This is a genomic window from Chitinivorax tropicus (assembly GCF_014202905.1).
Lineage (GTDB): Bacteria > Pseudomonadota > Gammaproteobacteria > Burkholderiales > SCOH01 > Chitinivorax > Chitinivorax tropicus.
On record NZ_JACHHY010000012.1, the window covers coordinates 115,459 to 136,082 of the forward strand.

Below are 20,624 nucleotides of genomic sequence, written 5' to 3' on the forward strand. Positions count from 1 at the left end.
ATGAGCCAGAACCCATTACTGGAAGTCGAGCTATACGCCTTCGCCAGCAACAGCGCGCAGTTCTACCTGACGCCGCACGAATTCGACGTTGATCTGGACGGCAATCTGTACGCAAGCCTGCCCATCGAACGCAACGAACTGGCGCTGGGTGCTGAAGCTGCGAAGGCTGGCTTGGATCTGAAACTGCCGCCGAACTGTGATTTGGTGCGCCATCTGCTCGCCAACTCGCTGACCGGCGACACCACCTCGATCACCCTGCGTATCGGACGACGAGACACGTGGGGCGACTACTGGTGGATCTCAGGTACGCGCTGGATGGGCCGGGTGCTGGGCGTCGAAGTCGCTGACGATGTCGCTCGCGTTCGCTGCGAGTCGGCGCAGGTCAGCCTCAAGCGTATCGGGTTGCGGCGGCTCTACAGCCGCAAGTGTTCTCACGTGCTGTATTCAGCTGCCTGTGGTGCCTCACCCATTTCCGCCAGTGCCCTGGTGAGCAACAGCAATGGCCGCAACGTCGATCTCGACGGTGGCTCGCCCGGCAGCGTCAGTGGTGGCTTGGCCGGTGGCTGGCTGCAAACCCCGGAAGGTGCCCGCCACATGATCGTCAATGACTACGGTGGCGGCGTCGAGTTGCTCTATCCGGTAGCCATTGAGGTCGGCACCGAAGTGCTGCTGACGGTCGGTTGCGACCACAGCACGGCCACGTGCGAGTCGCGCTTCGGCAACCTCGACAACTACGGCGGCTTTCCCGCCATCCCAAGCAAGAACCCGTTTTCGACCGGCGTGTTCTGAATCCCTGGAGAAATCGCCATGTGGTACCTCGTCGTCATCGTGGTGGCGGCGCTGGTTTCGGTCGCGCTCGCCCCGAAACCGCCCGAACCCAAACCGGCGTCCCTGTCCGACGTCGATGCCCCAACCGCAGAAGAAGGCCGACCGATTCCCGTCGTGTTCGGCACCGTGCTGCTGCGCGGCTCCAACGTCGTCTGGTACGGCGATCTGGAAGCCGATCCGATCAAGAAGAAAGGTGGCAAGAAATGACCACGCAGACCGTCATCACCATCGATCACGTGCGCGCCGTAGGCCTGTGCGTGAACGGCACGCGCACATGGTTTGCGCGTCACGATCTGGACTTCCGCGCCTTTCTGCGGGATGGCTGTGACGCCGACACCCTGCTGGCCACCGGCGATGCAATGGCGCAGCGGGTGGTCGAGCACGCCCGAAATCAGTCCAGCCAGCGGGAGCACGGCTGATGGGTGGCAGCAGTAAATCGCAAACTGTCGGCTACCGCTACCGGATGGGGCTGCATCTGGCCTTGTGCCAAGGGCCCGTCGATGCCGTGCAGGAAATCCAGATGGGTGACCGAACCGCGTGGGGCGATGCCGACCGCGCGCCGCTATCGAACGGGCATGGGCTGACCAGTCTCTTCATCAACAAGCCCACGCTGTTTGGTGGTGACGAGCGTGAAGGCGGCGTGGTCGGCACCATCGATGTGCTGTCGGGCCATGCTGGTCAGGGGCGTAACGACTATCTGATGAGTCGCCTTGGGGCGGCCATTCCGGCATTCCGAGGCGTGCTGTCCTTGGTGGCGCGCAAGATCCTGTTTGCGGCCAACAACCCCTATATCAAACCTTGGGCGGTGCGGGTGCGCCGCTTCAATGCCGGTTGGCATGACCATGCCTGGATGGGAGATTCCGAAGTCCGCACATGGGATGAGGACGAAGGACAGGAGATCAGCGTCGGCATGAATCCGGCGCACATCCTGGTTCAGTGCCTCACCGATCCGCATTGGGGCATGGGCTATCCGCAGAGCACCATTGGCTGGAGCCTCTGGAACGCGGCATGGGCGTTGTCGAGCGAGGGCTTCGGCCTCAATCTGATCTGGACGCGCCAGCAGCCCATCGAGAGCTTCATCGGCCAGGTCATCGACCACATCGGCGGCATCCTCTACACCGATCCGGAGCAAGGTACGTTTGAACTCAAGCTGCTGCGCGACGACTACTGGATCGACAGCCTGCCGCAGTTGGGGCCCGACGAAATCGTGCGACTGGAACGCTTCGAGCGCGCCCAGTGGGGCGAGCTGCCCAATGAACTGACCGTGGTCTACACCGACTGGCAAACCGGCGGTGATGCGACGGTCACAGTGGAGAATCTTGCCGCCATCCAATTGCAAGGCGGCGTGATCAATCAGCGCCGCGACTACCCGGGCGTCAACTACGGGCCGCTGGCCGCACGGCTGGCCTTGCGTGACCTGCGCGCCTTGGGTTCGCCCCTGGCCCGGATGAGTCTGACCGTGGCACGCGACACGCTGGAACGTGCGCCGCTGCCGGGCGATCTATTCCTGCTGAACTGGCCGCGCTTGGGTGTGGATCAGATGGTGGTGCGCGTCACCGGCATCGACACCGGCACCTTGGGCGCGGCGGAATGGCGCATTGAAGCGATGGAAGATGTGTTCGGGATGAGCAACACCGTGTTGTCGCCCCCGCCCCCGCACATCGAAGATCCGACCATCGAACCTTTGCCACCCGCCTTGGTGCTGGCCGTCGAGGTGCCGTATTGGGAACTTGCCCGGCGCTTGTCGCGCGCAGAGCTGGCCTACCTGACCGTCACGGACACCTATCTCGGTGCGCTGGCCGCCGCCGGTGGCTCGGGGCAGTTGAATTGGCAATTGGCAATCGGCGCTTCAGGCGGCGACCTCGCAGCTGTCGTGGGCGAAGACTACGCACCACTGCTGACGCTTGATGCAGCCTTGCCCGCCAGCGAATTCGATGCCATCGGCGTGCCGGTGACGGCTATCAGCCAACCAGAGAGGCTGGCCGAGGGCGACTACGCCTATCTCGTGGATGCCAGCGGGTCGATTGCAGAGGTAGTTGCCGTCCTGGCCTTCGATGCCGCAGACGCGACCATCGATCTCGCACGCGGCATGCTCGACACCACGCCCCAAGCACATGCCTCGGGGACTCGACTGATCGGTGTTGGTGAATGGCTGGCATCGGAAGGTGCCGAACGCGCCCCGGGCGAGTCGGTGTTCGTGGGTGCGATTCCTCGCACATCGACCGATCAGGGCGATCCTGTGCTGGCCGCCAATGGGCAGCCGATGGTGCTGACCGGTCGGCAGGCTTTGCCGTATCCACCCGGTCGTATCCGCCTCAATGGCCAGACCGAGCCTGTCGTGGTGGCCGGTGACCTCACCGTCGCGTGGGTCCATCGCGACCGCACGCAGCAGACCGCCTATCTCGTGCAGCAAGACGAGGGCGACATCGGGCCGGAACTGGGCGTGACCTACACGCTGCGTATCCGCAATCGCAACAGCGTGCTGGCGCACATCGAAACGGGACTGCTCGGCACTGCCTTTATCTGGACGGCAGCAGTGGCCGCGCTGGATGCCGGTGCGCTGGGCGACCGCATCACGGTGGAGATCAGCGCCGAGCGCGATGGTTTGAGCAGCTGGCAGCCGCAGGTGCGGGTCATGGATCGCGCGGGCTACGGCCTGCGTTGGGGACAGTATTGGGGAGGTGTGTGATGGAGCCGCGCATTGATGTTCATCTGCTCTCCCTGAACGAGCCTGCCGAATGGCGGGAGGCCTGCATCGCCAGTCTTGAAGGTGCGCCGATCCAGTTGCACGTTCTGCCCGGCATTCCAGGCCTTATCGGTGAGGCACGCGCGGTAGGCTATGCACAAGGCGCGTTGCCGCTGGTGTCCTTCGTCGATCCCGACGATCTGTACGAACCCAGTGCCTTCACACAACTGGCCGATGCGCTGGATGCCTGCCCGCAGGCCGTGATGGCCTACACCGACGAAGCGCTGACCGACGAAAACGGCCAGGACATCGCGGTGCGGCGTCTGGCCTACAGCCGCTGGCAGCACGCGAACAGCGCCAGCCACGTGCACGGCCTGATCGTGATGCGTCGATCCGTAGTCGAAGCCGTGCTCAAGGAAACCACCGACCTCAACAACTTCGCCGACTGGCTGCTGACCCTGCTCGTGGCCAAGCGCGGCGGCGTGCTGTACCTGCCCATCGTTGGGCGGCACTGGCGACAACACCCGCAGCAAAGCCATCGCACCGGCGATCCGGACGCTGTCCGGCGTATTCGTCAGGCATCGAATCTCTGGAGATAAACCATGTCATCAACCGATCCGAACCTTGGACTCAACTACGGCTGGACGCTCGGCGAGAGCGGCTGGGACACCGGCATGGATGCCAACCTCAAGCGCCTCGGCGCGGTGGTCGGTCTGTCCGTGAAAGACCGCGACCTGACAACGCCACCGGCCAGCCCCATCAATGGCGACCGCTACATCGTGCCTGCCGCTGCCACGGGCGTGTGGGCGGGAAAAACCAATCAGATCGCGGTGCGCATTGCCGATGCCTGGGAGTACCACTCGCCCAAGATCGGCTGGCTTTGCTACATCGAGGACGAAGCCAAGCTCTCGGCCTACAAGTCCACCGGCTGGAGCGCAGGCGTCTCCATCTGATTTCCCATCTTCGTACCCACCAGAAACCCGCCCACGAGGCGGGTTTCGTATTTCTGGAGACCGCAATGACCGAACCCGAACAACAACAGCCTGCGCTCGTCGAGAACATGCTCCTCTTGCGCCGCGAGGACTTCGACGAACTGCTGGACCGCGCCGCTGAACGCGGAGCCGAGCGTGTCCTGACCCACCTCGGTCTGGAAAACGGCCACGCAGCGCGCGACATCCGCGAATTGCGCGACCTGCTGGAAGCCTGGCGCGATGCCCGCCGCACGGCTTGGCAGACCACCGTCAAGGTCATCACCACCGGCATCCTTGCCGCGCTGCTGGTCGGAGCCGCCATCAAGTTGAAACTGATGGGAGGCCCACAATGATCGAGACCTTGCTCGGTGGCCTCCTCGGTGGGGCCTTCCGTCTCGCACCTGAAATCCTCAAGTGGCTCGACCGCAAAGGTGAGCGCGGCCATGAACTGGCGATGCAGGACAAGGCGCTGGAGTTCGAGAAGCTGCGTGGCGCGCAGCGAATGTCGGAAATCGGCGCGGGTGCCGATGCCGCGTGGAACGTCGGAGCCATCGAAACCTTGCGCGAAGCCGTGCGCACGCAGGGCGAGAAAACCGGCGTGCGCTGGGCCGATGCCCTGTCTTGCAGCGTTCGCCCGGTCATCACCTACTGGTTCATGGCCTTGTACTGCGCCGCCAAGACGGCCGCATTCGCGGCTGCAGTGACTGCCGGTGCTGGCTGGGGCACGGCCATCCTGCATGCCTGGACGGAGGCCGATCAGGCGCTATGGGCAGGGGTGCTGAACTTCTGGTTCCTCGGGCGCGTGTTTGACCGGGTGCGGCCGTGATCGAGGTACCCAAAGCGGCCATCGAACTGGCCAAACGCTTCGAGGGATTCGAGCGCAGGGTGAAGCGCGGAATCGAGATCACCGCCGTTCCCTACATCTGCCCCGCAGGTTTCTGGACGATTGGGTACGGCCATCTCTGCGACCCCAAGCACCCGCCAATCACAGAGGCAGAAGCCGAGTCCTATCTGACGTGCGATCTGCAGACGGCTCTGGCGGCGACGCTGCGCTACTGCCCGGTGCTAGCCACGGAGCCGGAAGCGCGGCTCGCGGCCATTGTCGACTTCACCTTCAACCTCGGCGCGGGGCGGCTGCAGACATCAACGCTGCGTCGGCGCGTCAATCAGCGGGACTGGACTGCCGCAGCGAATGAACTGCGCCGATGGGTCTACGGCGGCGGAAAAGTGCTGCCGGGGCTTGTCGCTCGGCGGGAAGCGGAGGCCGCTTGGCTGCTTCGCAACGCCTGATCCCGAACCAGTAGGAAGAGCTTGGCTTTACCGCCGAACAGCGCGTTCATGTCATCCACGTCACCAACCACTTGAAGAACTACATCATGAAAAATGAAACCGAATGGCAGACCCAGATCGCAGAACAAAACGCTGCGGATGCGCTGGCCAATGCACGTGGAACGTTGATCCGAGCCCTGCATGAACTTGATTCATATATCGAGAAGTTCGACGCAGCCGATAGCCCGGCCCGGAAGGCGGAGTTGCTCAACTGGACGCTGAATCACTTGGCGACCGGTATCACACCAAACCTTCGGCTAGACCTGATCGCCAATGCCCAAGCGATGTTCACGCGACTGGCGAAATGACTTCCTGCTGATCGCTGTCATCCTCTTCGGCCTCACCAAGCTCCGGTCCGCCAGTGCCAACTGCCGCCGCCTTGCCCATGGCCCGCTCGACCAGCTTGACCAAGGCTGCCTTTCGGGCTTTGTAGAAGCCTTCGAAATCATCAGCCCGGAGCGCCGTCGTATCGATGAGATGTGACCCGACAATGGCGTTCATCGGCGCGTCTGCCAGCTGAACCTGCGTGTGCGCCTGCAACTTTGACAAGTAGATCGATGGCGCATGCCCCCCGATCATTCGGTTGGCCTTGTAGGAGATAGGGGTCTTGTTGACGACCGTGTTGTAGACGGAGCGCTTGATACCGTTTTTCTCACACCAGTCCTGCGGAAAGATGTGATGAATATCGAGGGCAAGCTCTTCGTCGTCAAGTTCCTGGATTTTTGCCTTCCAGAAGAAATCCTGTGCGCCCTCACGAAGCACCAGCACGTTCAGCCCTTTGTATGCAGCTGACAGGCGAGAGGTCATCGTGTCGAGGCGGTCAGGGCTGAAGGCCGCATCCGCAATGGTTCGAGGTGTCGCAGCGTCGCTTTCGATCCATTGCAGAAGATCTTCAACGTCGTTCGCGATTCGAGTTTCGATGGCGCTGCCGTAAAGTTCGCCAAGAACACCGCTCCAGTACCAGTGAGACAGCTTTTGGTAAATGCGCGGCTCAAGCCAGCGCTCACGCAGGTGGGCAAGCACCGAAGCAAGCGGAGCCAGTTGTGTTCGATAAGGCAGTTCGCGTGGCGTTTTTACACACTCTTTGCGCAGAAACTTGGCTGCGAGAAGGAAGCCCGCTTCGACTTCGTCTGCCCATTTGGCATACGCGCTCAAGGGCATGGCCAGTATCGACACTCGCTTTGCGCTCACAGGTTGCACGGACTTCCCCGTTTTCCCCGACGCTACATCGGCACGACGCAACTCCAGCGTGTGCAACATCGATACGGCCTGCAGGAAGTCCGTGGACTCCACTTGTGACAGTAGCGCCTCTTTGCACAAGCGCTGATACCGGCCAGAGATATTACGGGTGGCGTTGCCATGCCAGTCATCACGCAGATTGAAGCCGTCAGCCGCGTAGGTCGCTGTGACCAGTTCGAAAACATTGAGAGGGACACCACCTGTGTTGACCTTCTCGAAGACCAGGCATACGGCTTCCTTCGTGGTGGCCTTGCCCAACTGGATCACAGGTAGCTGGTAGTTTCGGAAGGCATTCAATACCTGACGACGGAACTGCATGTACAGGCCGAACTTCTCTGGCGCGTACTCCTGCAAGGCTTCTTCCCATGCATCCGAGTTCAGGATCTGATCGCACGGAAAATAAAGCTGCTCACACTCCTTCTGCGTCGTGCTCAAATCAAGATCGATCTGACGGCCAAAGTTAGAGCGTTTGATCTTGTCCTCTTCGATGGCCTCGATGGCGTCCTCCAGGCGATCCCCGCCTTCCAGCGCCACTTCGACGTTCCAGTAGTAGTGGCGTCGAATCGGCTTGCCCTTTTCTGTGCGGGTCTTTACCGCTTCCTTCGTGGCCAAGACTTGCGTCAAGGTGGTGAGGCGTTGCTGTCCATCGAGGATTAAGAGTTCCGCATCTGAAGAACCTGGCGGGGGCGCAATCCCCTCGACGGGCCGCACCTGAAATTTGGCCTCGCCCCCGGTTTCCAGCAGCATGACTGCGCCAACCGGGAACGACCGGGCGATGCTCACCAGAAGGCTGCGAATGTGCTGGTCATCCCACACCCATCCACGCTGAAAGTCCGGCAACTGAATCTTCGCCTTGACGATTTCGGCAAGGATCTCTGGCAATAGCCGCTTGGTGCTGTCGAAAGTGCTCATGGTTTTGCCTTCGTTTTCACTTCACCAGATCCATCAACTTGTCGAAGCTCTTCACCACGTCGTACTTGACGTTCTCGGGAGCGTACTTCCGGTTGATCTCATTGAAGAACTTGCGGGCGCATTCGATCTTGGTTTCCTCGATCTTCGTCAGTTGCATCGTTGACATCGACCCCTTTGTCTCCGCAACGAAATAGACATGCTTGACGGTGCCCTCTTTGAACGAGATTGCCCAGTCAGGGTTGTAGTCACCCACCGGCGTCGGGATCAGGAAGCCACGTGGTAGCTTGGCGTACACAACCACTTCGGTGCAGGTGTCCAGCGTCTCGACGAATTTCCGCTCGATGCCGGAATCCGTGATCACGTAGTCGTAGATGTGCCGCTTGAGCTTGTCACCGGCCTTGCTGAAGTCCTGCTTGGTCTGGCCTGCAGTGAAAATATCTAGATCGAACTTGTCCTCGACCGGGTCGTAGGCCAAGTGTTCGATGATCATCGTCGCCTTCTGCTCATTGATCAGCCGCACGGTTTCAGCAATGAAGCTCTCCGGATTGGTGCGGAACTGGGCAAACACCGCGACGTTGATTCCTTTGAGGATGTCTGCCGTCGTGCGTCGGGTCAGCTGCGTACCTTCAGCGATCTTGCCGATCAGGTCGTACTTCACCGCAGAGTGAATCGAATGCACGTTCTTTTCCGTTTCGGTGGCCTTGAGCACGAACGCTTCGCCATCCTTGAGACCGTCATAGGTCACCTGGGCCGCCTGCTCGCCAGTCTGGATGGTGTACTGCAACGGCGTCACGCGAAGACTCTTGTCCAGTTCGGCGACCGCCTTTGTCACCAACTCTGCCGAATCGAAGTCGACGCTGTAGGCCGCCTTGCGATTGATCCGGTTCCACAGCGCCTTGAACTCCTGTTTGTCGAAGTTGCTGTTGAGCGGGTTCTTCTTGGGGCGGCGGTCGTCGCCGATCTCAAACATCTGGCTGTCGCTGAAGACACTGTCGATCAGCTGGTACACCTGCTCGGCATGCGCCTGCAGCTCCGGGGGCAGCGGTGCCAGGGTGCCGCCTTTCTTGGCCTCGTGGTAGGTGCCTGTGATGCGGTCGGTATCGTCGCTGTAATCGTTCTTGAGCAGGTACTTGTAGATCTGCTTGGCCAGTTGCGGCGTCACTTCGACATCGCCGGTGGGCGTCTTGAGCACCTTGCCAGTGAAGTAGGCTTCGTTGGCCACCTTGGGGCGGGCCGACAAGGAGTCGCTGATATCTTTCTGCAGCGCGGTGACGAACTCCTTGAAGCTTTCGCTCGCCACCACGGTCAGCACGTTGATGTCATGGACGATGGCCGGATGATCCACCCGGTCGCCGAGCTGATTGACAGACAAGCGCAGACCACGACCGACCTCTTGTCGGCGCGTGACCTCGTTGTTGTAGTCAGGGTGCTTCAGGAAGCAGATCACGAAGACGTTGGGGTTGTCCCAGCCTTCGCGCAGGGCCGAATGCGAGAAGATGAAACGTACCGGCTCTTCGAATTTGAGTAGTTGCTCCTTCTTTCGAAGGATCAGGTCGTAGGCATCCACATCGTCGGACAGGCCTTTGTTCTCGCCAGTCTTGGCTATGCTCGGGTCGACGTCGCGCTTGGTCTTCTTGTCGATGGAAAAGTATCCGCTGTGCGTCTTTTCCGCTGCAATGCCCTTCAGATACTTGATGTACGGCGTTTCATCCAAGTCCAGCACCTCGTTCAGGTACTGGCTGTACTCCTCTTCAAAGATCCGCGCGTAGTCGCCTTTCTCGTCCGCTGCCGAGTAGTCGCGGTACTTGACCACTTCATCGATGAAGAACAAGGTCAAGACCTTGATGCCTTGCTGGAACAGCGCCTGTTCCTTGTCGAAGTGCGCCTTGATCGCCTCCCGAATCTGGATACGGCGCAGCGATGCTTCGTTCACGTCGCCGGTGGCCTCGCCCACAAACAGTTCAACGCCGTTGGTGAAGCTCAAGGTGTCGGTGTTGGCATTGATGTCCGCCACCACAAAACCACGGTACTGATCCAGCTCGTTTGAAAAGCCGTCGGAAAACAGGTTGTCGCCCTTGCCCAGCTTGCGGACGATGCGCTTGATCTCGCCACTTTTCAGCTTCTGCTCGAACTCAACGCGGGCCACCGGTGCCTTGCTCGAAATCTCGATGGACTGCAGATACAGATAGGCATTGGTGCCCGCCAGTCCCTTCACTGAGATGCCGCGCACTGCGATCTTCTTCACCAGCTTCTGGTTGTACGCGTCCAGGGCGTCCAGCCGGTGGATCTTGTTGTGCGTTGTCTTGTGGGTGGCCGAGTAGCGCAGCACCATCAGCGCCTTGAATTCCTCCAAGGACTTGAGCGTTGCTGCACCTTCCATTTTTTGCGGCTCGTCCAGGATCAGGATTGGCCGGTTGGCGCTGATCACATCAATCGGGCGGCGAGACTGGAAATCGTCGAGCACATCGTAAATACGCCGGTTGTCCGCGCCACGGGCGGCAAAGGCCTGCACGTTAATCACCATCACGTTGATGCCCGCATCCGACGAAAAGCTCTCCAGGTGATGCAGCTGTTTGGAGTTGTAGATGAAGAAGCGCGCCTTCTTGTGGTAGGTCTCCAGAAAGTGCTCGGCCGTGATCTCCAGCGACTTGGCCACACCTTCGCGGATGGCGATGCTGGGCACCACGATGATGAACTTGCTCCAGCCGTACTGCTTGTTCAGCTCGAAGATCGTCTTGATGTAGCAATAGGTCTTGCCGGTGCCGGTTTCCATCTCGACATCGAGGTTGACCCGGCTGACCTTGGTCTTCACCAGTTCGGACGACTGCGGCAGGTTCTGTTGATGCTGAACTTGGGTGATGTTCTCCAGCAGCGCGATATCGCTCAGCTTCAGGTCGGCGTTCTTGAACCCGCCCTCCGCAAACAGGTCCTCGACACCTTTCTTGGCCTTGCCCGGATCGATGCGATAGCTGATGGCCTCTGCCGTGGCAGGCGGCTGCCCTTTGAAGCAGTCGACCACGGCTTGTACCGCCGCTGTCTGATAAGCCTGCGTTTTGAATTTGAGTTTCATCGCGCGCCCCTCAGATGCATTTCACTTCGGTGGCGGGCGACAAGAGCTTGAAAATCTGCTCGACGTTGATCTTGACCGCGCTGTTCTTGTAGCCCGCGTCGCGGAACACCACACGCAGAGGCTGTTGCTTCGCCAGTTCCTTCACAAAGGCTTCGTCGATACTGCCGCTGGCGTCGAAGCAGGCGGCCAGCACATTGCCATCGACAAAGAACACGTCTTTGCCTTGAATGGACTGCTTGGTGATGGGCAGGGCCAGGTCGACACCCCAATCCAGCATCACCTGGAACAGCAGGTCCTCGGGCGTGCGGTCGGGCTTGATGTTGTCAACGAACAGGTCGAACTTGGCCTTGTCCAGGGCATCAGGCGCGTAGTAAACGTCGGCCATATTGGAGGTTTCGACTTTGAGAACGCGGAAACCGACATCCTTGCTCCAGTTCTCATTAGGACTTTTCTCCAGAATCTCTTTCCCTGCTCTACGCAGGCGCTCCTTTGTCAGTTCCGCAATATTTGACTCAACCCCAATCTGCTTGCAGAAGATAGCTGCACTTTTTTGAGTGTTATTTTCTTCGGACAGTGGCTCTGGAAGTTGAATTGCAATGTACTGGCGAACTCCGCCGTCTTGGGCATTGGCTTTCAAGGTTGCGTGTGCAGTTGAACCAGAACCTGCAAAAAAGTCGAGAATAATCCCGTCCTTTGCTCCTGCAATAGCAATCATTCTCTCGATCAGCCGAATTGGCTTCGGTGTGGAGAATACTTTTTGGCCAAGTAATGCAGCTGTTTCCTTCTGCGCTTCATCGTTGTGACCACACTCCTCGAACGTCCACCAGGTCGGAGGAACAATCCCCTGTTGAACCTCTTTGAGGTAACGCTTTAGTCGCGGCTTTTTATAGGATTGGTTTGGTCCCCAAAACAGCCGACCCTCCCGTTCAATCTCCAAGTGTTTTTCCTTAGAGTATCGCCAGACCGCGTGCTCTTCCGGCCAAACTTCCTCGCCAGTGCGAGGATGAGTGATTGAGTACCAAAGTGTCGGTCGCTCATCTTTAGATTTGTTACTAACGTAATTATCCGAAGCCCATTCGCCCCTGGGGTCATTATCTGGATTGGTGTAGCGTGCGTTTTGCTCCGCTTTACGTGGGAGCAGGCCTCTGACGAATGCCTCTGATTTTCGATAGACGAGAACGTGGTCGTGCATTACGCCAATTCCAGGATCATCATTTGCTACCGCATATTTTTTTTGCCATACAACGTTTGCCAAGAAGTTGCTTTCGCCGAAGATTTCATCGCCTATGCGTCGCATGTTGGCTACTTCTGTGTCATCAAGAGTCAGGAAAAGAACTCCGTCCTCGGAGAGAAGATTTTTGGCCAGCTTAATTCTTGGATACATCATTGACAGCCAATCCGAGTGAAAACGGCCATTCGAATCCTTATTGGCGACAAGGCGATTTCCTTTTTCATCGACTTGATTTGATTTCCTTAGGAATTCTTCACTGTTTTCGGCGAAGTCATCTTCGTAAATGAAATCGTTTCCCGTGTTGTATGGCGGGTCGATGTAGATCATCTTGATCTTGCCGAGGTAGGTCTCCTGCAGCAGCTTCAGCGCGTCGAGGTTGTCGCCCTCAATGAACAGGTTCTTGGTGGTGTCGAAGTCCACGCTTTCTTCGCGGCAGGGGCGCAGCGTTTTGGCAATCGGCGCGTTGGCCGTGAGCAAGGCTTCGCGCTTTCCTGGCCAGTTCAGGTGGTAGCGTTCCTGCGGGCCTTCGACAATCGATTCAGCCAACTCTTGCCGCAACTGGTCGAAATCCACCGCCAGGCGCACAGAGCCGTCTTCCCCCTTGGCCTCGGTGACGCAGCCTGGGAACAAATCACGAATACGGGCAATGTTGTCCTGCGTGAGATTGGGTGAGTGCATTTTTAGCTTTTCCATGTTTTTCCTCTATTCGCCGTGCCTGCTTCAGACAATGCGCGGCTTTTCAATTGTTCAAATTCGTATTGGGCTGTTCAGTCGCCTTGTTGCCAGTCCTGGCACAAGTGCATGCGCAGGCTCTCGATGGTGGAGGGCAAGGTGCCCCGGCAAGTCACGCCCAAGTAGGTGGCCGCGCGGGTGGTGCCGACGTACAGGTATTTGTCGAACAGCGCCGGGTGCAGCGAGGCGAGCTGGTCAATGCCGACAAAGAACACCGCCTCGAATTCCAGGCCTTTGATGTGCTGGATATCGAACACGCGCACGTTGCTTTCTTGCCCCACAGCCTGACCCTCGCGACAGGCGATCACCTGAATGTTGTGCTCGGCCAGGGCGGTGTTGAGTGCCTCAGCTACCGGGGCAACGTCGTCCTCGGTGTTCACAAAGATGGCGGTGGATGGCAATTGGCCGACAAAGCGTTCGATCTCGCGAATGCGATCCGCCAGCCAGCCAACCGTGGCTTCCGTGCTGGTGGCGTGTTCCAGCAGAGCTGGCGCGACACCCACACTGTCCATGTGCGCGGGCAAGCTGGCGTTTTGCTCGGTGCCACCAACGGCCCGGATCATGGCGCGGGCCAGATCGTTCAGCTGCTTGCTTTGCCGGTAGGAGACGGTGATTTCCTTGATGTCGAAATCGGAGAAGACCCACTTCAAGTCGTCGGCGGAGCGTGCGCCCCAGGTAGTCAGGCGCTGGTTGAAGTCGCCACAGGCAAAGAATGAGCGCAGTCGCGGATGCGCCAGCGCCGCCATGCTCGCAAGCTGGATGGGCGAGAAGTCGGTCGCTTCATCCACCAGGATCTGGTTGCGGTAGTGCCCGAGGATGGGCTGGAGCGATGACCAGGCGGGGCTATCGATGTCGCGCAGGACGTTGGGCCGACTGATCAGGTCGCCTGCGGCGCGCAAAATGGCCAGCAATACGATGTCCAACTCCAGCGGGTGGATGTCACGCGCTTCAAAGCCTTCATGGCGATACCAAGTGTTTGCCGGTTGGCGCTCGCGCCTGAACGCACGGTAGCGCTTCGGGATACCATCGAGGTAGCGCTTGACCGGGTTGACGAAGCGGCGGGCACTGGCCTGCACCAGAAGGCTAGCGCCCACCTCGGCGCGGTCCGCCTCCGTCAGGCCACGATCCCCCAGCCACTCGATAATCTTGCCGTTGCGAGATGTCTTGCTGACGGTGCGCTTGGATGCGGCCGCCCGAGCTTGGGCACGCACAGCTTGCATATAGGCATTGAGCGCGGCAGCACGGCCCGTGCGTGGTGCAGTGGCGTCTTCTTCCTCATCGGTATCAGGGTCGTCTTGATCGTCCGCATCCGTTGCTTGCGCTTGTTGCAGGCTGTCGATCACGCGGGCCAACTCATCCAGAAAGGCTCGGTTGCGGTTGAGCTGCAGGTTGAGTGCGGCCTTGATCTTGGCGTCGGAGCCTTCCTTCAAGCTGCTGACGAGCGCCTGCACTTTGGCAACCTCTGCAGCCAGCGAGCCGAACATGGAAACCAGTGCGCCATCGGCCGCCCGTGACAAGATGTCTTGCAGGCGTGCGCCGAGACTCAGGACTTCGGGAGCTTTGGCTTCGTGGAGCTGGGTTGCTGCATCATTCAGCTCCTGCACATAGGCCTTGCGCTGCCATGCGTCGAAATCGTCAAACCATTGAATGGGACGCTCCAGTGCGGCGTCGCTCAGGCTGGACAAGCCGTCTTTCAGGACAAAGGTGCCGCCACCGGAAGCTGTTCTGAGCACGCCGAATGCGTTTCGGGCCAGTTCGCGTCGATAGTCCTGCCACGTTCTGATGCGCAGATCCGAAGCGGGAACACCTTCGCGCGCAAAAGCCTCCTTGAGGTATTGCTTGAGCAATTCGGTCGGCGTGAACATCAGCCAGCTGTTGGCGTGTGCTATGCCTTGGGCTGAAGCGACGGTCTCAACCAGACGCTGTTCGCCTTCTTCCAGGAAGGCGGTGTCGAGTTTTTGGCCGAGGCGGCGAATCAGGGTTGTCGTTTTGCCGGTACCGGGCGGCCCCAGGATCAGCAGGCGCTTGTCGAGAGGAAGACGGAAAATCTCGTCCTGGTATTGATCGAGGATGGGCTGATCACGCAACCCCATCTTGGTGATGACGCTGCGGCGAACGCCGTCGATGATATTGGCCTTGACGGTCTCCTCGGCCAGCAATTGGCCCAGGATGTCTTCGGTGACTTCTTCCCCCGCAACCTCTGTTAGTAGAGCTCGCAGTGACTCGATGGTGAACGGCCCAAAATGTTCGGCTTCAACCACGGTGTCGCGAGAGTCCCACCCATCGGCAAGCGCATTGGGGCGGAGTTGAGCGCGCTCAAGAACCTCAACGACGGTTCCATTGGGGAGTGTGAACTCTGCGCCAATTACCAACGAGGCTAATCGGCCCACAGGCGCGCGGTAGCTGGCCAAATTGGGGAAGCCCGATACCGGTGTAGTGCGGCAGATGTAGTAGGTTTTTTCTTCGCCCTCTTCATCGATCACCACCACGCGGGCGATGGCGGGCTCCGTCGCCAGCACTTGGTAGCTTTCGCGGTTCGCCTGGCTGATCTGATCCAGCCGTTGGATAGTTGAACTGGAGGTCATTGTGTTGATGCTTGCCAGCGCATCGGACCCCAGGGTTCGCCCATCGTGCAGCTTGCTCTTGGCCGTTTCGGCGATGCTTTCGAGCTGCGCTAACGCTTCGCCAGCGACCAGCTCGATGTGTTTCCTCGATTCGTCATTCAGGCTCTGCGTCATGCACCCTCCCTCCCGGTCAATTCTTCAAGTTCGTTTTTAAGCTGCCGCAAGTGCGCGTTGATCTCTACCTTGCGGTTGAATTGTTTTTCTTTGGCAAGTCTGCTGGAGGCTTTCTCGACCTCACGCCGCTTGGCTGCAACCAGTTCAACGCGGGCGACCAAGTCAGCGAGGCTTTCTTGTGGGCGCGCGGGCGTGGGGATCAGGCGATGAAGCACCTGCTCATACAAACCGCCCAAGTCGAGTGCCAAGGGCATGGCAGCGCGTTCGATGTCACTCGGCAACCAGGCCGTCGCAAAGTAGTCGCTCAAGACCCAACGGCTGGCGTCTGACTCGTTCGGGCGCTTGTACGCGGCAATCACCTGCGTTCGGCCATCAAAGCTCAGCTCGAAGATGATGGGAAACTGCACAGCGCCATCGATGCAGCGCAATACATCCAGATTCAGATCTGGCGTCTTGAGCTGGATGCTAAAAATCTGAAGCTCCGGCACCCCCGCCTTGGCAGGCAGGTTGATCGTCTCCGGGGCCAGCTTGTATTGCCAGATGATCTGCTCCACCTGCTCGACGAACAGGTCTTTCAGCCGAGTGTTGGCACCGCTGTGTTCGTAGATCTTGTTCTTGGGCAGGGTTCGGCCAAAGGCTGCCTGCTTCGGGTAGCTGATGAACGCGGCGTTCGACACCAACGAGGCGGGCTGACTCATCCAGCCTCCTGAATCACCAGGAAGGTGATGAGCTCGAAGTCATCCAGCCCGGCGATGGTGTTGACCAGCGCGGTGGTTTTCCCGCCGCTGAACAGGCTGTCCAGATCCTTCTCTTCCTTCACCTCAATCATTGAGCGGATGGTCTTGCCGAGCAGATCCGAGTACACCTGCATCTTGCGGCCATCGGCTGTTTCTTTATTGAACAGGCGGCAGGCATCCGGTATGGGCTGGGCTTGGCCCTTGCAGCAACTACGCACCAAGTCCAGCAAGCGTTTGACTTCGGTGTGGTCGTGAATGACCTCGCCTTCACGGTTGATGTACACGAGGTAGTAAGGGTGAAGCCGGTTGTGCTGACTGACGTTGACGCTCGGGTTGCGGTTGCGCAGCGTGAAGATCACGCCCGGGCGCAGGCCCATCTCCGGCTTGGCAGGTACGACTGCGTGCATTCCGCTTGGCACGTTGCTCAATTCGCCATTGGCCTTCACGTAGTTGAGCAAGTCCATGCGGAAGTCGTTGAGCCCGAGGTCCGTGATCGACACACCGGTCTTCAGATCTTCCAGCTCGATCACTTCCTCTTGCAGACGACGCAGTTGCTCCTTGCGATAAGACACGTCGTTGGCTTGGGCGCTCAGCACGTTGTCGTCGCCAGTGGCCGTGACGTCGGCAATCATCATCCGACTCTCGACCCGCTCCTTGAGGTTGATGTACTCGTCGAGCGAGATGTCAGGCCAATAGTTGACGAGCTGGATGCTGCTATTGGGCGAGCCGATGCGATCCACGCGGCCAAAGCGCTGAATGATGCGCACAGGGTTCCAGTGGATGTCGTAGTTGATCAGGTAGTCGCAGTCCTGCAGGTTCTGGCCTTCGGAGATGCAGTCGGTGCCAATCAGCACGTCAATCTCGGCTGCTTCGTTCGGCAGCACGATGGCTTTCTCCTTCGAGCGCGGCGAGAAGAGGGTGAGCAGCTCCTGGAAATCGTAGCTCTTCTTGAGCGTGGACTTCGGCGCACCTTTGCCGGTGACTTTCGCGCTGTGCAGGGTCTGTGTGGCCAGCAACTCCGGAGCCAAATTGGCATACAGATAGTCAGCGGTGTCGGCGAAGGCGGTGAAGATCAGCACCTTCTTGTTGCCGGGATTCAGCGGTGCTGCGATCTTTTCCAGAACCAGTGCCTTCAGGTGCTGCAGCTTGGCATCATCGGCAGGCGTGATCTTGTTCATGGACGCCAGCAAGGCATCAATGATTTCCAGATCGACTTTCAGCTCGTGTTCCCAAGACGGCAAGTCCATATCGGCGAGGCTGATCTTGACCTTGCCGCCGATCTCGCTGTCCCCAATGGTGGGCAGGTCGTCGTCCTCCGCGTCGAGGTCTTCCAACTGGTCGGTCAGGTCATCAATGCTGGTGACGCTGCCGGTCTGGTTGAACGTGCTGATCTTGGCCAGCGTATTCGTGTGGTTCGCACGCAGGGACTGGAGCGTCAAGCGGAAGGACTCAATCGAGCTTTCTAGGCGTTTGAGCAGATTGGTCGTCATCAACGCCTGCAGGCTCTTTTCGCGGTCGGCTTGCTTGAGCTTTCCTTTGCCAGCGACCTGGGTGTCGTACATCTCCTCGTATTTCTTGAGCCGACTCGGCAGGATGTAGCTGATCGGGGCATACACGGCGAGCTTGAGCAGGGATAGTTGCTCGAAGATCTCGTTGAAGCTCATCACGTCCGTTCGCTGCGTGAGCGGGCTGTGGAACGACAAGGGTTTGCGACGCTCGGGGAATTGGCCGATGTCCTTGGTGTCGTAGAAGGTCTGGATGTGCTTGCGGGAGCGCGCGATGGTGACGCTGTCGAGCAATTCGAAGAAGTCGAAGTCCAACGAGTCCAGGATGGCCCGCGCTGTGCGCTCTTCCGGTGGAAGCTTTGCCCATGCGTTGAAGCTGGCCTGCGCACCACGGAAAATGTCCTCTACCGTCTTGCCCGTGCGCAGCTTCTTGCTGAGGTTTTCGGAGTCGCCCTCGTAGGCCAGTGCCAATTGGTTGCGCAGGTCATTGAAGCGGTTGTTCACCGGGGTGGCCGAAAGCATCAGCACCTTGGTTTTCACCCCCTCCTTGATGACCTTGTTCATCAGCTTCTGGTAACGGGTTTCCTTCTCCTTGTAGGCGTCGTTATTGCGGAAATTGTGCGACTCGTCGATGACGACGAGGTCGTAATTGCCCCAGTTGATGCGGTTCAGCGGAGTGCCAAACGACTCGCCGCTGGTGCGGCTGAGGTCGGTATGACAAAGCACGTCGTAATTGAACCGGTCGCGGGCAAAGATGTTGGTCTTGAGGTTGCGGTTGTAGTTCAGCCAGTTGTCCGCCAGCTTCTTGGGGCACAACACCAGGACTGACTTGTTGCGCAGCTCGTAATACTTGACGACCGCCAGGGCCGTGAAGGTCTTACCCAAGCCGACGCTGTCGGCCAGGATGCAGCCGCTGTAGGTCTCCAGTTTGTTGATGATCCCGGTGGCCGCATCTTTCTGGTAGTTGAAGAGCTTGTTCCAGATGAGCGTGTCCTGGTAGCCCGTGCGGTCGTTCGGCAGGACGTCCTCGTTGATGTCGTCCAAGAACTCATTGAAGATGTTGTAGAGCATCAGGAAATAGATGCTCTCGGGAGAGTTCTCTTGGTAGACCGATGCGATGTGGTCGCAAATCTGCGCGGTCACATCTTCCAGCTTCTCGGGGTCCTGCCAGATCTGGTTGAACAGACTGAGGTAGGTCGCTGTGAATGTCGGCTCGTCCATCTTGTTGACGAGGTTGGAGACAGCGTTGCCCTGCTGGTAGCCGAGGTCGACGGCGGTGAAACCGTGCAATGGCATGTAGGCAGTCTCTGTGGCGGCAGCTTGAACGCAGGCGAACTGCTGCATAGGGGCCTTGCTACGATTTGACTTGAAGGTCGCCTTGCGCCGCATCCAGTCAGCGCACTCCTTTGCAATCGCGCGCTGGGTCAGCTTGTTGCGTAGCTGAATCTCGAACTCGCTCCCATACAGACTTCGTTCGCGGTCAGCCTTCGGGATGTGGAACTCTTTGCGTTCCTTACGAATCTTGTCGGTGACCTCGTTGGCGGTGAATGTCGGCGAGGTGAAGATGAATTGAAGCTCGTCGATTTTTTCCAGCTCTGCTTTGAGCGCTTCGAACGCGTACATCGAGAAGCAGGAGGCCGCAATCTTCAGGCAGGCACCAGGCTTGAGCGTCTGCTTGAGATCGTCACCGAGCAGGCGGTTGATGTTGTCGATCAGTTCCATCAAGAGTCCGCCTTCGTAGTGGCGCTATAGCCCGGTGCCAATACGGCATTTTTCACGCCGTAAATCGCGAGGTGATCTTTGAGCCATAACCGGTACTCCGGTCCGCGCAGACAATGATCGGGCGAGCAGTCGACACTCCATTTGCGCAGGATGTACCCAGCTGTGGCGGCGCGCAGCTTCATCCGCAGCACGCCGTCGCGCATGCCGTAATCCATTTCGGTGATCTCCGGCCGGGGCTGATCCGGGTGCGGCACCAACTCCAGTTCGACGATCCGCGTCCACTGAATGTCTTGATCGCTCATCTCATGGGCTGCAACTGGCTGCCCCTTGAGCACGACAGGGTTTTTGATCCGGGTGATGACGAAATCCCGGAACTCCTGAGACTTCCGGTCAAAGGCGCGGACATGCCAGCGCAGGCCGTTGTCGATCAGCGCAAAGGGGACGACTTCCCGCTCAGTACAGCCGCTAGATATTGAGTAGTACTCGACGCGGAGCGGACACCCCTGATGGATCGCCCGGGTCACGCTGGCCAGCACATCCAGATCCGGGTGTGTAAGCCGTGAGGGGCTTTCGCTGGCCACCCACGCCTTGAGCCGCATCGGCTCGCCGTCTCCAAAACCCTGCGTCAGCCAAGACAGCACCCGCTCCGGAGGAAAGTCGAAGATGGGGCGGAAGTCTGGCCCCAGGACGTAGGCCTTGCCTTTGGGGTCATAGTCGATGTTGCCTGGAGACAACTCCTTATAGAGCGCCAAATCCCGGGTTGCCGCTGCGGACTGGATGCCAAAACGCGCAACCAAGTCCTGCCGACGGATCTCACCCACGAAGCGCACACGCAGCTCGATGAACGCGAGCCGGTCGCGCTGAGGCTGGGTCAGTTCTGCAAGTTGGTCTTTGGGCATTCCTGAGTGCTCTATCGGGTTAACG

At 59.1% G+C, this 20,624-nt stretch carries 17 protein-coding genes; 10 read left to right on the forward strand and 7 right to left on the reverse strand.

Annotation, left to right across the window (positions count from 1 at the left end; genetic code table 11):
• From HNQ59_RS10920 to HNQ59_RS10965, 10 genes are all read left to right on the forward strand, one after another.
• The gene (locus HNQ59_RS10920) at positions 1–789 is read left to right on the forward strand and encodes a DUF2163 domain-containing protein (protein WP_184038997.1); all 789 of its coding nucleotides are present in this window, start codon (positions 1–3) and stop codon (positions 787–789) included.
• A gap of 18 nt (positions 790–807) precedes the next feature.
• Positions 808–1,035 (forward strand): hypothetical protein, encoded by a 228-nt coding sequence (locus HNQ59_RS10925; protein WP_009521704.1) that lies wholly within the window; start codon positions 808–810, stop codon positions 1,033–1,035.
• On the forward strand, positions 1,032–1,247 hold the full coding sequence (locus HNQ59_RS10930) for a hypothetical protein (RefSeq protein ID WP_020200527.1): 216 nt from the start codon (positions 1,032–1,034) through the stop codon (positions 1,245–1,247). Before HNQ59_RS10925 ends, HNQ59_RS10930 begins: the two co-directional genes overlap by 4 nt.
• Positions 1,247–3,517, forward strand: a complete 2,271-nt coding sequence (locus HNQ59_RS10935; protein ID WP_184038999.1) for a phage tail protein — start codon at positions 1,247–1,249, stop codon at positions 3,515–3,517. Before HNQ59_RS10930 ends, HNQ59_RS10935 begins: the two co-directional genes overlap by 1 nt.
• Positions 3,517–4,113 carry a glycosyltransferase family protein gene (locus tag HNQ59_RS10940; protein ID WP_184039001.1) on the forward strand — a complete coding sequence of 199 codons (597 nt, stop codon included), beginning with the start codon at positions 3,517–3,519 and terminating at the stop codon, positions 4,111–4,113. The genes HNQ59_RS10935 and HNQ59_RS10940 overlap by 1 nt, the downstream gene beginning before the upstream one ends.
• Before the next feature lie 3 nt (positions 4,114–4,116).
• Complete coding sequence (locus HNQ59_RS10945) at positions 4,117–4,467, forward strand: DUF2793 domain-containing protein (RefSeq protein ID WP_184039003.1); 351 nt, start codon at positions 4,117–4,119, stop codon at positions 4,465–4,467.
• Positions 4,468–4,532: 65 nt separating this feature from the next.
• A complete protein-coding gene (locus HNQ59_RS10950) occupies positions 4,533–4,838 on the forward strand; it encodes a DUF6127 family protein (protein WP_020200523.1) in 306 nt (101 codons plus the stop codon).
• Positions 4,835–5,311, forward strand: a complete 477-nt coding sequence (locus HNQ59_RS10955; RefSeq protein ID WP_020200522.1) for a hypothetical protein — start codon at positions 4,835–4,837, stop codon at positions 5,309–5,311. Before HNQ59_RS10950 ends, HNQ59_RS10955 begins: the two co-directional genes overlap by 4 nt.
• Positions 5,308–5,775: a glycoside hydrolase family protein gene (locus HNQ59_RS10960; protein ID WP_184039005.1), complete on the forward strand. Its 468-nt coding sequence runs from the start codon at positions 5,308–5,310 to the stop codon at positions 5,773–5,775. Before HNQ59_RS10955 ends, HNQ59_RS10960 begins: the two co-directional genes overlap by 4 nt.
• Before the next feature lie 86 nt (positions 5,776–5,861).
• The gene (locus tag HNQ59_RS10965) at positions 5,862–6,122 is read left to right on the forward strand and encodes a hypothetical protein (protein ID WP_184039007.1); all 261 of its coding nucleotides are present in this window, start codon (positions 5,862–5,864) and stop codon (positions 6,120–6,122) included.
• Here HNQ59_RS10965 and HNQ59_RS10970 read toward each other — a convergent pair.
• The 7 genes from HNQ59_RS10970 to HNQ59_RS11000 form a co-directional block, all read right to left on the reverse strand.
• Entirely contained in the window at positions 6,103–7,965 is a 1,863-nt protein-coding gene (locus HNQ59_RS10970) for a GmrSD restriction endonuclease domain-containing protein (RefSeq protein ID WP_184039010.1), read from the reverse strand. The genes HNQ59_RS10965 and HNQ59_RS10970 overlap by 20 nt on opposite strands.
• Positions 7,966–7,981: 16 nt before the next feature.
• Positions 7,982–11,035 carry a type III restriction-modification system endonuclease gene (locus HNQ59_RS10975; protein ID WP_184039013.1) on the reverse strand — a complete coding sequence of 1,018 codons (3,054 nt, stop codon included), beginning with the start codon at positions 11,033–11,035 and terminating at the stop codon, positions 7,982–7,984.
• A 10-nt stretch (positions 11,036–11,045) separates the two neighbouring features.
• Complete coding sequence (locus tag HNQ59_RS10980) at positions 11,046–12,959, reverse strand: site-specific DNA-methyltransferase (RefSeq protein WP_184039016.1); 1,914 nt, start codon at positions 12,957–12,959, stop codon at positions 11,046–11,048.
• A 74-nt stretch (positions 12,960–13,033) separates the two neighbouring features.
• Positions 13,034–15,736 (reverse strand): ATP-binding domain-containing protein, encoded by a 2,703-nt coding sequence (locus tag HNQ59_RS10985; protein WP_184039019.1) that lies wholly within the window; start codon positions 15,734–15,736, stop codon positions 13,034–13,036.
• A complete protein-coding gene (locus HNQ59_RS10990; RefSeq protein ID WP_184039022.1) occupies positions 15,733–16,434 on the reverse strand; it encodes a DUF4391 domain-containing protein in 702 nt (233 codons plus the stop codon). Before HNQ59_RS10990 ends, HNQ59_RS10985 begins: the two co-directional genes overlap by 4 nt.
• Positions 16,431–19,700, reverse strand: coding sequence for a helicase-related protein (locus HNQ59_RS10995; protein WP_184039024.1), 3,270 nt, complete (start codon positions 19,698–19,700; stop codon positions 16,431–16,433). The genes HNQ59_RS10990 and HNQ59_RS10995 overlap by 4 nt, the downstream gene beginning before the upstream one ends.
• Positions 19,700–20,599 carry a helix-turn-helix transcriptional regulator gene (locus tag HNQ59_RS11000; RefSeq protein WP_034019480.1) on the reverse strand — a complete coding sequence of 300 codons (900 nt, stop codon included), beginning with the start codon at positions 20,597–20,599 and terminating at the stop codon, positions 19,700–19,702. Before HNQ59_RS11000 ends, HNQ59_RS10995 begins: the two co-directional genes overlap by 1 nt.
• Between the last annotated feature and the right edge of the window lie 25 nt (positions 20,600–20,624).